This is a genomic window from Candidatus Roseilinea sp. NK_OTU-006 (genome assembly GCF_012931985.1).
In the GTDB taxonomy this organism is placed as follows: domain Bacteria; phylum Chloroflexota; class Anaerolineae; order J036; family Brachytrichaceae; genus JAAFGM01.
On record NZ_JAAFGM010000001.1, the window covers coordinates 74,740 to 89,534 of the forward strand.

At 65.2% G+C, this 14,795-nt stretch carries 10 protein-coding genes; 1 reads left to right on the forward strand and 9 read right to left on the reverse strand.

The genetic code is table 11. The features are described 5' to 3' along the window. Window positions 1–93: 93 nt before the first annotated feature. Window positions 94–1,623 carry a phytoene desaturase family protein gene (locus tag GXH28_RS00365; protein WP_169237014.1) on the forward strand — a complete coding sequence of 510 codons (1,530 nt, stop codon included), beginning with the start codon at window positions 94–96 and terminating at the stop codon, window positions 1,621–1,623. Window positions 1,624–1,675: 52 nt separating this feature from the next. Here the strand turns inward: GXH28_RS00365 and GXH28_RS00370 are convergent, their stop codons facing one another. The 9 genes from GXH28_RS00370 to GXH28_RS00410 all read right to left on the reverse strand — a co-directional run bounded on the left by GXH28_RS00370 (window position 1,676) and on the right by GXH28_RS00410 (window position 14,789). Next, window positions 1,676–3,046: a TrkH family potassium uptake protein gene (locus tag GXH28_RS00370; protein ID WP_169237015.1), complete on the reverse strand. Its 1,371-nt coding sequence runs from the start codon at window positions 3,044–3,046 to the stop codon at window positions 1,676–1,678. Continuing rightward, the gene (locus GXH28_RS00375) at window positions 3,043–3,708 is read right to left on the reverse strand and encodes a potassium channel family protein (RefSeq protein WP_169237016.1); all 666 of its coding nucleotides are present in this window, start codon (window positions 3,706–3,708) and stop codon (window positions 3,043–3,045) included. The genes GXH28_RS00370 and GXH28_RS00375 overlap by 4 nt, the downstream gene beginning before the upstream one ends. A gap of 54 nt (window positions 3,709–3,762) precedes the next feature. Further along, window positions 3,763–4,692, reverse strand: a complete 930-nt coding sequence (locus GXH28_RS00380; protein WP_169237017.1) for an NAD-dependent epimerase/dehydratase family protein — start codon at window positions 4,690–4,692, stop codon at window positions 3,763–3,765. After that, entirely contained in the window at window positions 4,689–5,597 is a 909-nt protein-coding gene (locus GXH28_RS00385; protein ID WP_169237018.1) for a PH domain-containing protein, read from the reverse strand. Before GXH28_RS00385 ends, GXH28_RS00380 begins: the two co-directional genes overlap by 4 nt. A gap of 60 nt (window positions 5,598–5,657) precedes the next feature. Further along, window positions 5,658–8,117, reverse strand: a complete 2,460-nt coding sequence (locus tag GXH28_RS00390) for an alpha-ketoacid dehydrogenase subunit alpha/beta (protein ID WP_169237019.1) — start codon at window positions 8,115–8,117, stop codon at window positions 5,658–5,660. A gap of 2 nt (window positions 8,118–8,119) precedes the next feature. Then, window positions 8,120–9,388 (reverse strand): dihydrolipoamide acetyltransferase family protein, encoded by a 1,269-nt coding sequence (locus GXH28_RS00395; RefSeq protein ID WP_169237020.1) that lies wholly within the window; start codon window positions 9,386–9,388, stop codon window positions 8,120–8,122. 267 nt (window positions 9,389–9,655) lie between these two features. Continuing rightward, on the reverse strand, window positions 9,656–10,438 hold the full coding sequence (locus GXH28_RS00400) for an ABC transporter substrate-binding protein (RefSeq protein WP_169237021.1): 783 nt from the start codon (window positions 10,436–10,438) through the stop codon (window positions 9,656–9,658). A gap of 15 nt (window positions 10,439–10,453) precedes the next feature. Then, window positions 10,454–13,279, reverse strand: coding sequence for a hypothetical protein (locus GXH28_RS00405; protein WP_169237022.1), 2,826 nt, complete (start codon window positions 13,277–13,279; stop codon window positions 10,454–10,456). A 10-nt stretch (window positions 13,280–13,289) separates the two neighbouring features. Next, window positions 13,290–14,789, reverse strand: coding sequence for an SdrD B-like domain and LysM peptidoglycan-binding domain-containing protein (locus GXH28_RS00410; protein WP_169237023.1), 1,500 nt, complete (start codon window positions 14,787–14,789; stop codon window positions 13,290–13,292). Between the last annotated feature and the right edge of the window lie 6 nt (window positions 14,790–14,795).

Genomic DNA, 14,795 nt, shown 5'->3' on the forward strand with positions numbered 1-14,795 from the left:
CTCAGCGATCACACACCTGGACGCGATAGCCTAGAGATGGCTTATTGCGAAGGCATCGGCGGACGCCGATGGATGTTACTGGTGAGGTGCGGGATGGCGAAGGTTGTGGTGATCGGTGCAGGTGTGGGTGGCGCGACGGCGGCTGCGCTGCTGGCCAAAGCCGGACATGAGGTGACGGTGCTCGAAGCGCACGTTTATCCCGGCGGCTGCGCCGGCACGTTCTATCATCAGAAGTATCGTTTCGATGTCGGCGCGACGTTGGCCGGCGGCTTCCACCCCGGCGGCCCACACGATGTCGTCGGCAAGCTGCTCGGCATCGCGTGGCGTGTGCAGCCGGTTGATCCGGCTTGGCATGTGCTGTTGCCCGACCGCAGCGTGACGCAGTTCGGCGACCGTGAACAGTGGCGCGCCGAAGTCGCGCGCGCTTTTGCGGATCGGCCGGAGCGCGATCGCATCGTGCGCTTCTTCCGCGCGGTCGAGCGCGTGAGCGATGCCGTGTGGGACTTCGCTTCGCGCAAACCGGCCTGGCCGCCATCCGACCTGGGCGACTTGCTGCGCACCGCCGGCGCGCTGCGCCCACCGACGTTGATCACTTTGCCGCATCTGTTCGAGACGATAGGTAGCTGGGCGCGACGCGCCGGCCTCAGCGACCGCGCCGCGCTGACCTTCCTCGACGCCCAGTTGCTCATCAGCGCGCAGACCACGAGCGACCATGCCAGCGCGCTGTTCGGCGCCGCTGCCTCTGATTTGCCGCGCAAGGGCGTGACGCATCCCGAAGGCGGCATCGGCGGCATCAGCGATCAGCTTGTCGAGGCGGTTCGTCGCTGGGGCGGGCAGGTGCTGTTCCGGCAAGAGGTCACGCGCCTGGAGGTTCGCGACGACCGCGTCGTCGCTGCGCACACAAACAAGGGCGCGCGTTTTGAGTGCGATGTGTGCATCGCTAACCTCACGCCGTGGGATCTGGCGCGCTTGCTGGGAGATGCTGCGCCGCCGTCCTTGCAATGCGAGGCGCGCACGCGCGCCGAACAATGGGGCGCCTTCACCCTCTACCTCGGCATCGAAGACGAGGCGAGTTCGGATACGCAAGCTGCTGCGCATTATCAGGTGATCGGCTCATACGAACGGCCGTTGGGGGAAGGCAACTCGATCTTCATGTCGTTTTCGGAGCGGGGCGACCTGCGGCGCGCGCCGGCGGGCCACCGCGCGCTGACGATCAGCACGCATACCCGCACCGCCGAATGGTGGCGCTTGCGTGAAACACCCGGCGCGAAGGCGGCCTACGATGAGCGCGTCGCGCAGTATGCGGAGCGCATGCTCGATCTCGCGGAGCGCGCTGTGCCCGGCCTGCGCCGGCGCATCCGTCTGCAATTGCACGGCACGCCGGTGACGTTCAAGTTCTACACCCGCCGGCATCGCGGCGGGGTGGGCGGCTTCCCGTTCACCAGCTTGTTCGCCGCGCGCGGGCCACGCACCGGACTGCGTAATGCCTGGCTGGTGGGCGACTCGATTTTCCCCGGCCAGAGCACGGCCGGTGTGACGATGGGTGCAATGCGCGTGGCCGATGAAGTGCTACGCGCCTATCCGCTGGCTTCCGGACGCGCGTATTCGGTCGCCGCGAAGTAGCCCGCTTGGGGATATGCCCGCATCGCCTCGAATGCGGGTATCTCAGTTGCGCTCAGCCGATAAGGATTTGGGCGTCCGGGTAAGCCACCCGCGTCTGGCGGCGCGGCACGGCCAGCGCGGCGACGACGGTGAGCGCGCCCAGCCGTCCCCAGAACATCACCAGCATGATGACGACTTGGCCGGGCAGGGTCAGGTGGCCGGTGATCCCTAACGACAGCCCGCAGGTGGCGAAAGCCGAGACGACCTCGAACAACGCCTCCAGAAAGGTCATATCGGAGTGGGCCACGACGATCAGATAGGTTGCGGTGATGACGACGACGAGCGAGATGGTCAGCACGGCGCCGGCGCGCCGAATGGTCTCTTGTCCAATGGTCCGACCGAGCGCGCGCGCTTCCGGGAAGCCGCGCACATAGCCCCACGTCGAGATCAGCATGGCCAGGACTGTGCCGGTGGTGATGCCGCCACCCATCGACGCCGGCGCCGAGCCGACGAACATCAAACCGATTAAGGTGAGGTGTGCGCCGGGCGAAAGCGCTGCGAGGTCCGAGATGCCGGTGAAACCGGCCGTGCGCGCCGAGATGACTTGGAACAGCGATAGGCCGAGGCGTTGACCGATGGGCGTATCACGCAGTGTGCCGGCCGTCCATGTTTCGGCGGCGAACATCGCGAGCGCACCGGTCACGTTCAGCCAGAGCACGATGAACAGCGTGAGCCGCGTGTGCAACGACAGTGTGCGCGAACGCGGCCAGCGAATCAGATCGGCCACCACGGGGATGCCCAGCCCGCCAATGACGATCAGAACGGCGAAGATGGTCAGTGTGATGCCATCGTTCGGCAGGCCGTGAGGGAATTGCGGCAGGCCGGTGAACAAGTCGAAACCGGCGTTGCAGAACGCCGAGACGGCATGAAAGAGGGCATACCGCGCTACGTCCCACTCGCTCAGCGGCAGGACGGCGCGCCAATGAAGCCAGAGCAATGCCGCGCCGATGAGCTCGGTCAACAAGACGAACTGGAGCACGCGGCGGGTGAGGACGACGATCTCGGTCAAGCTCAGCAGGCCCAGCGAGTCGCGCAACGCTAACCGATCCCCCAGCGACATTTGCCGACCGATCAGCCGGTACACTAACACGACCAGCACCATAAAGCCTACACCGCCCACCTGAATCAGCACCAGCAGCACGATTTGCCCGAACACGGTCAAGTCGCGGCTCGGCGCGATTACTGTCAGTCCGGTGACTGTGAGCGCCGATACAGCCGTGAACACGGCTTCGTTGATCTGAAGTGGGCGCGCTGCACTGATGCCGGGCAGCATCAGCAGCAGCGAGCCGGTTAACGTCAGCAGCGCCAGGCCGATGACGAGCCTGGCCGGCGGCGGCATGCGTATGCCGTCGCGCCGGTGCCGGACACGGTTGGCGAAGCTCATGCGCCTGCGGTGCAGCGCTCGATGTCCGCGGGCTGGCCGATGACGACCAGCACGTCTTCGGGTTGTGGCACGAATTCCTGCGCTGGAGAGACGATCAGCCGGTCGCCGCGCTTCACGGCCAGCACGTTCACGTTCAACCGGCGCAGCCCCGAACGACCGAGTGGTATGCCGATCACGCGCTCCGGCGCTTTGATCTCGCTGATGACGTAGCCGGGGCCCAGTTCGATCTGCCCGAGCATCCCAGGGATGGTCAGTTCAAGCGCCAGGCGATGGCCGGCCTCGTATTCCGGCAACACCACGCGATTCGCGCCGACTTTGAGCAGGATATCGCGCTGCCGAAGGTTCAGCGCCTTGCAGATGATGTTGGGGATGCCCATCTCGCGCAGGGCTACCGTCGTCAACAGGTTCGCTTCGAAGTTCGAGCCGATGGCGACGATTACGGTTTGGAATGCGGTGATGTCCACCTCGCGCAGCGCTGCCTCGTTGGTCGCGTCGAGCACAGCGGCTTGAGTGATTTCGTCGGCGATTTGCTGTACCAGCTCCGGCGAGCGATCTATGCCCAGCACGGCCGCGCCGCGGTTGACCAGCGTGCGCGCTAAGCTGGCGCCAAACCGGCCCAGGCCGATGACGGCGAATTCGTTCGTGTGATTGTCACGCGGCATGGGTTCGGCCTAAAACGCGAGACGGGGATCGAACAGTGGGGATGCTGACCCGTGCTAGCTGCGGTATCTGAAGCGCACCGGCAGGGGAGGAGGAGGGCGATGAGGATCGAGATAGTCGAGTTTGGTCGGCATCTTGGCCGGCGCGAAACCGAACACGCGGTGCACGCCGCCGATCTCGGTGGTGCGATTGTACGATAGCGCGTCAATCTCCATCTCGGTCAACGCATGGCGACAGCGCGCGAGAAAGGCAGCCAAGTGTCGGGTGAACGCGCTCGGCACGCGCACGATGCGACGCGGGCGTTGTGCTGCCTTCATGGTGAGCTGCGCGATGTCGGCCAACGTGAGGGCTTGCGGACCGCCGATCGGCACTACCTGTCGGAAGGTGGAGCGCGTGTTGAGGCAGCGCTCGACACAAGCAGCGACGTCGCCCACCCAAATCGGTTGCATCTTCGTCATGCCGCTGTGGGGCAGCGGCATGACAAATGGGAAGTCGGTTGCCACGCCGGCCAGCCACGATGTGAGCCAGTCGCCCTCGCCATACACCACGGCCGACTTGAGCACCGTGAAGTTCAACCCGCTCGCGCGCACGATCTCCTCCGCTTTGCCCAGGCTGCGCTGCAGCGGATAGGGCGAGCGCGGCTCGGCGCCCAGGCAGCCGACGACGATCAGGCGCTTGATGTTCGCCCGCTTCATCGCCGCGATCACGTTGTGGGTGCCGGTGATATTGACATCCTCGAACGTATCCTCCGGAGTCTCGCGGCGCAAGTACGCCAGATGCACCACGGTGTCGCATGCGCCGCCGTCGGTGATCGCCTCATAGATCGAGTTTTCGTTGCGCACGTCGCCGCCGGTGATGACCACGCGACGGGGGCAGGGGTGTTCGTTACCCCAGTGAAACAAACACTTGACCTGATGCCCCGAGGAGACCAGGCGTTCGACGACGGCTCGACCGATGCAGCCTGTTGATCCTGTGACGAGAATCATGATGGCAAGCTAAACCCCAGGGTGAGCGCCGCGACGAAGAACAAGAGCTGCATTGCAGCGCTGCCGCCCCACAGCATAAGCGCAGCCAACGTTTCACCTTTCCGATACAACACCAGCCCAGCGATCAGGCTGATGACAAGCGTAAACAGCCCCAAGATCGGGGGCACGAACAGTTGCGACTTTTCGCCAAGACGATCCACCGAGCCCCTGGCGTCGAAGTGCAGCGCAATTTGCGTCGGCGCTGCTGGAAAGCGCGTCGCACTCATGCCGAACAAGGCCAAGTTTAGCCCAATTGCCAAAAATAACAAGACGAGCGCAGTTCTGTCGCGCCAGATGCGCCAGGTTGCGAAGCCGGGCAGCAATCTGTCGTACGTCACGTGCTGTGTGGGGCGCATGTCCAACCGCATTCGGAACGCATCGAGGAAGGCTTCTTCGTCATAAGGCGCAATGGCATAGCTGCATTTCGAAGTGATGACAATAATCTGCCGATCGGGTGGTTCCGTCGCGTAGAAGCGAATCTTGCCTAGCACTGGATGGCTGCCGGTGCCGAACCACCATCCCGGCAATGGGAGGCGCGACAGGCGCAAATCATCGGTTATTTCATCGGCCGGGATTACTTTCTTCACGTCGCTCATCGGCACAATCTCGCGCAGCGCTCCCCAGTGGATTATGAAAGCGTTGCGGTTGAGTGTATAGTTGATGTGGGTCAATTGATAAGTCTGGTAGCCGAGCCAGATCGCAAGCGCCAACAACGCCATCGCGCTCAAGGCGAACAGGAAGGTGAATCCAGATAGGGGAATCAGCAGGGCGGCGATGACGCATGCGACCGCGCCGAACGCGACGACGACAGTCGCAATCACACCGCTGGTGAACGCCAGCCGGGAATCTACATCAAATACATTCATCGCGAACGCAAGATCGGCAGCGGACGGGCTACGCTCGGTTAATTGGTGAGTATATCGCTTTTACACCCCTAAGCGATTGCGACGTATGATTTCGTCGCTGGATTGCACAGTCCGAGGCGTGTAGCCAGGGATGGGCAGGATGCGTTCGTGTAACACGTCCACGATCCAGGCTGGCTGTGGGAAGAAGATGTCCTCCATCTCCGCCGGCGGCACAATCCAGTTGCGCGCGCCTAACACTGCAATCGGGCCGTCGAGCGCGTCGAAGGCGAGCTGCGATAGGTTCGAGGCAACCGTGTGGGCGAACGAGCCGCGTTCACAGGCGTCGGAGGCGACGATGGCGCGGCCGGTCTTGCGCACCGAGACGACGAGCGGCGTGTAGTCGAGCGGGTTGAGGAAGCGCAGGTCAATCACTTCGGCGCTGATGCCGTAGCGCTCCAGTTCGCGTGCGGCTTCAAGCGCGACATAGAGCGTGGCGCCGATGGTGATGATCGTGACGTCATTGCCTGCGCGACGTACTGCTGGCTGGCCCAGCGGCACCTCGTAGTACTCGACCGGCACGCCGCCGGGCGTCAGTTTTTCCGGCTCCGGATATAAGCGCTGCGACTCGAAGAACACGACGGGATTGCTGCCGTGCAGTGCCAGGTTCAGCATCCCTTTCGCGTCGTAGGGTGTGGCCGGGAAGAACACCTGCAGCCCAGGGATGTGGGCGACCAGCGCGCTCCAGTCCTGGGAGTGTTGTGCGCCGTATTTGTTGCCTACGGACACGCGCAGCACCAGGGGCATCTGCAACACGCCGCCGCTCATAGCCTGCCACTTGGCCATCTGGTTGAAGATCTCGTCGCCGGCGCGGCCCATGAAGTCGGCGTACATGAGCTCGACCACGGCGCGCCCGCCGCACAGCGCATAGCCCACGCCGGCGCCTACGATGGCCGCTTCGCTGATCGGTGTGTTGAACAAGCGATGGTAGGGCAGCGCCTCGGTCAACCCGCGATATACGCCGAATGCGCCTCCCCAGTCGCGGTTCTCCTCGCCGAAGGCGATCAACGTGGGGTCTTCGTAGAAGTGGTGCAGCATGGCCTCGGTGAGCGCCTCGGCGTAGGTCAGCGTCTTCAGCTTGGGGTAAGGCTTGCCATCGGGATCGAAGGCGAAGCGATGCTTCTCGGCCAGTTGCTTGAGCCGGCTCTGCTCGCGAGGCAGGAGCACCTCGGGGCGGCCGGCGGCGTTTCGTGCAGTGCGGGGCGCGTTGGAGAACATCAGCGCGCCGATCTCGTCACCGCGCACCGTTAAGCGCGGGGAAAGGTCGAGCGAGATGGCGGCTTCGAGCACGCGCCGTGTGCGCTGTTGCGCCGCTTCGACGAGCGCATCGAGCGCGCTTTCGTCGGCATGGCCGTTGGTCAGCAGATAGCGGCGGAAGCCGAGCAGCGCATCGTGTTGCTGCCAGCGTTTGACCTCCTCGGCGTCGCGGTATGAGGACGCGTCGGACGGGGAGTGTCCGGAGTAGCGGTAGGTCACCACGTCGAGCAGCACCGGCCCCTGGCCGGCCTCGAGCACGCTGCGTTTGCGCGCAATGGCGTCGGCGACGGCCAGCGGGTTGTAGCCGTCCACGCGCTCGGCGTGCATGGCCTGTGGGTTCACGCCCAGCCCGACCCGCGCCAGCACGTCGAAGCCCATTGTTTCGCCCTTCGGCTGTCCGCCCATGCCGTAGAAGTTGTTGATAAAGCTGAACAGGATGGGGGGATGGCCGCCGATCGCTTTATCCCACAGCGTATGGAATTGATCCATCGCGGCGAAGTTCATCGCTTCCCACACCGGCCCACAGCCTATGCTGGCGTCGCCGATGTTAGCGATGACGATGCCCGGCTTGCGGTTCACGCGCTTGTAGAGCGCTGCGCCGAGCGCAATATCGGCCGAGCCGCCGACGATGGCGTTGTTCGGCATCACGCCGAAGGGTGGGAAGAATGCGTGCATGCTGCCGCCCATCCCTCGGTTGAAGCCGGTCGCTCGTCCGAAGATCTCGGCCAGCGTGCCGTATAGCACGTAGGTGATCGCCAGCTCGGCAAAATCGGCGCCGGCGATTCGTTCGGCGATACGCAGGGGCGCGCCGTCGAGGTAGCCCTCCATCACGCGCTGCACGTCCGCCTGGCTCATCTTGGCGATGGCGCTCAGGCACTTGGCGATGATCTCGCCATGGCTGCGGTGCGAGCCGAAGATGAAATCGTCGGCGGTGAGGTGATAGCACTGGCCGACGGCGGCCGCTTCCTGGCCGATGGACAGATGCGCCGGACCGCGATGGTCGTAGCGTATGCCGGCGTAGTTCCCTTCTTTTTTGATCTTATCCAACATGGTCTCGAACTCGCGGATGATGACCATGTCGCGATAGATGCGCACCAGGTTGGCCGAGCCATACTGCGCCGCTTCGGCTGCCGGATCGGCGACGTAGGCGTTGAGCGGAATCGGCGGCGCGGTCAGCACGCCTGACGCGCGCGCCTCCGCCGGATCAATCAAGATGGACTTAGGCATATTTAGGTGGCCAGCAACAATTCAAAGTGTTCTATGTTGTGGGCGAGCGCTTGCAGGAACCTGGCTGCCGGCGCGCCGTCCACGAATTGGTGGTCAACCGTCAAGGATAGGCCGAGGTGTGGCGCAAAAACGACATCGCGCGCGCCTTCGGGCAGAATCGGCTTCAAGTTGACGCTGCCCACGCCGAGGATGGCGACCTGCGGTGGGTTCAGAATGGGCGTGAAGCTCTCCACGCCCAGGCTGCCGAGGTTGGTGACCGTAAATGTGCCGCCGGCGAGGACGTCGGGGCTCAGCTTGCCGGCGGCGGCGTCGGCGACAAGCGCCTTTGCGGCTTCGGCGAGTTGCCTCAGGCTCAGCGCGTGTGCGTCGCGGATTACCGGCGCTAACAGCCCGCGCGGTGTGTCCACCGCGAAGCCGAGGTGCACGCGGGCGTGCTGGCGCAGCTCGCTGCCCTCGAACGTGGCGTTGAGCGCTGGGAATCGGCGCAGGGTGCGTGCCACGGCGAACATCACCAGGTCGTTGATGGTGACGTTGCGCAGGCCAAGCGATTCATCGCTGGCCTTCAATTTCTGGCGATAGGCCAGGAGCGCCCGCGCGTCGGCGCTGGTGTGCAGCGTCAACTGGGCGGTGGATTGCAGCGAGGCGCGCATCCGCTCCGCAATGGCGCGGCGTATGCCGGATAGGGGGATGACTTCGTAATCGCTGGAGGACGCATCGGGTTCACGCGACGGGGCTGGATCGCCGATGGGGATCAGGTCGTGCTTGGTGATGCGCCCCCCCGGGCCGCTGCCTTGCTCAGGCGCGACATAGCCGCCGCGCGCGACCATCGCGCGCGCCACAGGCGTCATGCGCCGGGCCTCGCGCTGTCCTTCGAGTTGTGCGCGCACGTCACGCTCGATGATGCGCCCGCCGGGACCACTGCCGACGATCTGCGAAGGGTCTATGTTGTGTTCCTGCGCCAGCTTCAGCGCGCGAGGGGAGATTGCTGGAGTTGCCGGCGGCGCGTCGGCGCGGGCTTCCGGTGTGGGCGTCGCTGCTTCGCCAATGAGCGCGATCGGCGTTTGCACCGGCACATCGTCGCCCACGTTCACCAAATGTTGCAGCAGCACGCCGCTGGCCGTGCTCGGCACGTCCAACGTGCTCTTGTCTGTCTCAACGGTGCAGATCGGTTCGCCGGCTTCCACGCGGTCGCCGGGCTGTTTCAGCCACGCGACGATGATCGAACTCTCAACCGAATTGCCGAGTTTAGGCAACACTACCTGCGTTGTCATGTCCTTTTGCCATAGACGACCGGGCTGCTCAGGTGGCCTGATCGTTGCAATTGCCCACAGCCTCCTGCGAAAGACTCGCTGGTGAGGCGGAGGTTTTGCCTGCGTCACACATGATAAAAGCGCCTTCGGCGCTACACGGCTGCCAATTTTACAAATCGCGCAGGGTGCCGACGCGCTATGAAGCGTATTTCTCTACCCGGGCGAGGCTCAAGGGCAGACGCAGGCATTGCCTGCGCCTGCCCAGGCGGGTGGCCATCCCTGCCCAAGCTACCGCCCATACGCCCACGTCGGCGCATCGGCCCAGGTGTTGTCGCGATCGAAGGTGATCTGGCCGAGCAAACCGTTGTGGCGGATGCGCCGCAGGGCGTCGGCTACGCCGGCGCGCGTCGGCATGCCACGCACTTGTGCGTCCAACGCGATGGCGTCGAGCAGCACGTTTGTCGCATCGTAGGCGACGATGGAACGTGGCCCTGGCGGCGGCCCCAGCGACAGCTCGGTGAATGCTGCGAGCGCCTGCTGCGCGCCGAGCAACTCGGACACTGGCGGTGCATCAACGACGCATTCGCCAAATGGCCAGCCGGTGGCTGCCCATGATGGATCGAGTGCTGCGCATGGCGCATTGCTCATCTTGCGATTGCGGCTCGGCGCAGCCGGCCCCATCCGAAAAACGAGCGGGTCGCGCGGCAGCATGTCTGCCGGCACGGACGGCGCGAGCACCGGCAAGCTGGCCTGGGTGTAGACCGACAGCGCCGCCAGCGTCGTCGAAGGGACGAGATGGCCGATCACCCCCACCACCTCTGGATCGAGCGCCACATTGTGGGCGACGCGCGCCGCATGAGCCGGGTCGCCGTCGTCGTTGTAGGCGATGAACGCGACGCGCGCGCTAACGGCGCTGCCCGCTGCGATGCGCTTGCGGATGGCTAGCCGCATCGCCGGGAAAGCCTCGTAGCCCACCTGGCGCAAACGACCTTCGAATGGCGCGACTAGCGCAATCTTCACCACCGGTGGCGGCGCGCACGCGGCCAGCAGGACGCACCAGATAAGCAGCAACCGGATCATTCGTCCTCAGGGATGCGGGATGTTTAAATCTTCCAGTCGGGAGCCGCCAACGCCGTGCAACGTGGCTTCGCCGATGGTTTGCAAATCGGCCAGTCGGTACCACACGATCTGTAGGAGATACGGCTCGTGGGGGTGCAGCACATGGTTGGCGGCCACACACTGGCCGTCGTAGATGAGCGCGTCATCGGGCCACGACCACGTCGGCGCGAGGCCGGCCTGCGGCTGATGGTCGGCCTGGGCCAGCAAGCGGCCGTCGCTGCCGAAGGCGCGCAACGAGACCTGTAGCGCGTCGGCCCGGTTGACGTTCGATCGCGCCCACTGCCATACCGGCCTGAAGCATACCTCTTGCGCCGAGGCGAAGAACCAATCCACATCGCGCAGTGCGATGCCGTTGTCGAAATTCACGCGGAGCCGCGAGGGCGCGGGGCCAGGGCGCGCTGCATGCGCGATGCGCGGCCCGAGCAACGTGATGGACGGCGCCGGTTTGCCGGCAATCATGGTTTGGAGCGGCGTCCCTTCCGTGGTCAGCGGTGTGAGGGGGGCATAGGTGGAGTCGGCTGCTGAGAGCTTGAGCAACAGCGGGCCGGGCAGCGCGTCGGTCAGGACGATATGTCGGCTGATGCGCGGGTCGCCGGGTGTCTGCGAGCGCGCATGCCGAAAGAGCTGGGCGAATTCGCCGCCCATCGGCAACTCCTGCGTGACCGTGATCTGCGCTGGCGCGCGGTCGTCGCGCCAGCGCAGTGTCAGGGTAAAAGGGTCGCCGGTGCGCAGCGTCTGCGGTTCGATGGATGCGGCGACTAATTCGTAGGTTTCGCCGCCGCCGACGAATCGCACCGGGTCACGGTGAGGAAACGGGCGGTGGTCGAAGTCGAGCGTTTGCATCGGCGGTGGCTCGGCCGGCGCAGGGGCTGACCGCGCGATCGTCGCAATCGCGATCAGGCTGCTCACGAGCGCCAGCCCTATAAGCATCACTGCGCGTCGGGTGACGGGCGAAGCGCGCGCGAGGATGGCGCCAAGCAGAACGACGAGGACGCTCACCGCGCCCAGCGACGCCCACTCACCGGCGCGCGTCAGCGCCGTGCCTGCCCAGCGCAGTTCGACGCGATGCACACCGGTCGGCACGGCGAGGGTCAGCCAGCCCGAACCCGGGTGTGGCCAGGCGTTCGCCGGCGCACCATCCAGCCAAACGCGCCAGCCAGGCCAATGCAGGATAGGCAAGGCGATCGTCAGCGCTCGGTGCGCTGTGATCTGCCAGACTTGTTGCGCCGGCGAAGTGAACACCGGCGTCGAGGACACGGCATCCGGCGCGGCGTCGTCCTGGGCGATCCGCGCTGCGCGCGGCAGGCCTAATATGCCCGGGCCGGTGCGCGGGGTGGGGCGCGCCGTCGCCGGCAGATACTCATGGCGGATGGTTGTGCCGATGTTGCCGGTGTACCACTCGTAGAGCTGAATCGTGTTGGGAGTCACGTCCTCGGCGCGCACGTTCAGGCGCGCCCCGGGCAGGTGTGCGAGGGATGCCCACGTGAGGGCAGCGGCGGCCAACACCGACGCGATGACGGTTGTCCGACGTCCGATCGCCGGCAAACTGCAGCCGCCGATGAGCAATGCCCCGAAGGTGGCCTGCACCGATAGGAACCGCCAGGGAAATTGTGCCAACGGCAGCAGGGGGGCGCGCTCCCAGATGAAGGCCGAGAGAGGTGTGATCATGAACGTGGCGAGCGCAAAGAGCGCGCCGGTGAGCGCGAGCGCGAAGTGTGGCTGGCCGGCGCGCCGGTGATGCCACCACCAGACGACGCCACCAGCGGCGATCTGGATGGTCTGCATCGCACCCATTGCGAACACATTCAGGTTCTCTCCCACGGCGTAATCGAAGGCGAGCGACGGTTGAACCAGGTTCTCGGCGCGGAAGTGGTTGGCAAAGTAGAAGTAGCCCGTCGTTTGGTCGCCCAGTTGCACGCTCGCTGCCTCTCCAAGCGCGGGTAGCCAGAACCAGGCGCTCATCGCCAGCGCGAACACGGCGGCGCCGGTCAACCATGCCGCGCTTCTCAGGAATGTGCCCATGGCGTTCGGCGTCCCTCGTGCGCAGTGCGTCGCCATCGCCAGAGCGTAGAGAACGGCGAAGGGCGCGAAGATCAACGCCGATACGTTGTGTGTGACGATAAGCGCCGCCGACGCCAGGGAGAGGCCGATGAAGGCCGGCAGCGCCGCGCCGCCGACAGCATGGTGACAGGTGTGATGGATCAACCGACCGGCGCTCCACAAGATCAGCGGATACCACACGAACGCCCAGAACTCAGAGAGTGAATCGCCGCGCACGTAGACGTTGGCCAGGTGAAAGGGGGCCAGGGTGTAGGCGGCGCCGGTCAGCATCGCGCTCCAGGGGGCAATCGTGAGGCTTTGCCTATGACGTGCGTTGTAGGCTACGCCTTGCATCTGAATGAGAGCCGCCGACTTTTGCTGCTTGCTCCCATGTTGCAGGTCATTGGCGAGCAGCGCGATCGCGCCAGCGGCGGCGAACATGCCCAGGGTCTGCGTCAGTTTGATCGCCGAGAGCAGGTCCATGCCGAGCACGTTCAATCCGGCGGCGAGGTAGTAGGGCAGGGCGGCATAGAAGTTGAAGAAGGGATAACCCAGGCCGAAGGCGGAGTGGCTCATCCAACGCGCCGGGAACACCCCGGCGCGCAGGTTCTCCGCCAGCTCGTAGGTGCGGATGAGCAGGAAGGGGCTATCGCCGCCTGCACGGGTGTTGATGATGCCCGGGCCGAGCCACAGGTTCGCCGACGCCAGGGCGCAGATCAGCGCCAGTGCGGTGAGCGGAAGCAAGCGTGGCATCCGTGATCGTTTACAGCCGGCGGCGCCTCAGGATGGTTGAGGCGATGAAGCCGACTGCGCCGATCAGTAGCAGTGCCCCGCCGCCTAGCGAAAGCAAGCCTACGGTGAGGTTGCTGTTCAGAGCGACCAGCGGCGGCCGCGGCGTCGGGGTGGGGCTGACGTCCTCGAAGCCGTCGCTGATGCGGCGTAGGCCGAGTGAGAAATAGGAGCGCGCGCCATTGACCCGCAGCGTATCGTTGAGCGGCGTCGTCGGCACGTAGATGTCCAGCGGCGTGCCGGCGACTGTGTAGGCCTGGTTGGGCAAGTTCTCGAAGCAATACGGCTCGTCCACGCCGTTGGTGGTGTAGGTGCCGATGACGTTGCCGCCGACGGTGAGGACGAACTGAATGTTGGGCACCAGGTCTTCGAGGTCGTCGCGCTTGCCGTTGCCGTCGTCGTCGAAGAATGCCTGGACGCAGGCTTGACCCACCGTCGGGGTCGCCGATGCCGCTGGCGACGATGTGCTCGCCTCGCCGGGCGCTTGGCCAGCAGCCATCTCGGGCGGTGACGCCGTCGCGCCGGCCGCCACTTCGGCCGGCGTCCCCGGCTTGATGATGAGCACTTGGCCGATCTGCAGCGCCTCGGGGCTGACGCCGGGGTTGTTCTTCAGCAATTCGGCCAGCGGCACATTTTGGTCGAGCGCAATGCCAAGCAGCGTGTCGCCGGCTTTGACGGTATAGGTGATGGGTGGGTTGGCGACCGGCGCAGCGGGCTGGGCGGTAGCCGCAGGCGTTGCCGTGGCATCGGGCGCGGCAGCAGTAGGCGCGGCCGTTGCGGAAGCCGCGTCGGGCGTCGCCGTTGGCGGCGGGGCGATGGATTCGAGCACGGCATCGTCCCAGAACACTTCGTTGTGTCGCACGTTGTCGCGCATCGTCGTGTAGGTGTAGAGGATGAGGGTGGGCGACCGCGCCTCGACTTCGACGGTGAACGGGACGAATTCATCCTTAGCTTCTTGCTCGGGCGACCAGATCACCTGGCCGTTGAGAGGGCTGGGCCGGCCGTTGTCGCCACCTAGTGGATCCACGCCCACCTTCACGCGAATCTCCCGCGATGGGCGCGCCGAGATTGGGCTTTCATCGTTGGTAGACCAGACCTGGCCCCAGATGGTGAAGCGCAGCCGCGCGCCCACCTGTACGCCGTTGACGACGCGATAGATGCCGCCAGTGAAGGTCGCGTTGTTTACCCACAGGCGTTGCGCCGCCGCGCCGCCGCGCCTGCGCGTCGTCGCGCGATCGGCCTGCGGTTGGAAGTTTACGCCGGGCGGATCGTTTTCGCTGCGCGGAATGAACCACACACCCCAGCCGACTGGCACGTTGCATACGCCCTGCTTGCAGCTCGGGTCGCTTTGAAAGTCTCCCTCAAATCCCTCGGCAAGCACGAGTTGGTCGGTTTGGCCATGGGCCGATGCGGCGCCGAGGAAACAAATCGCCAGCGCGACGGATGCGCGCGCTGCAGCATTTCGGATGCTCATATGCGT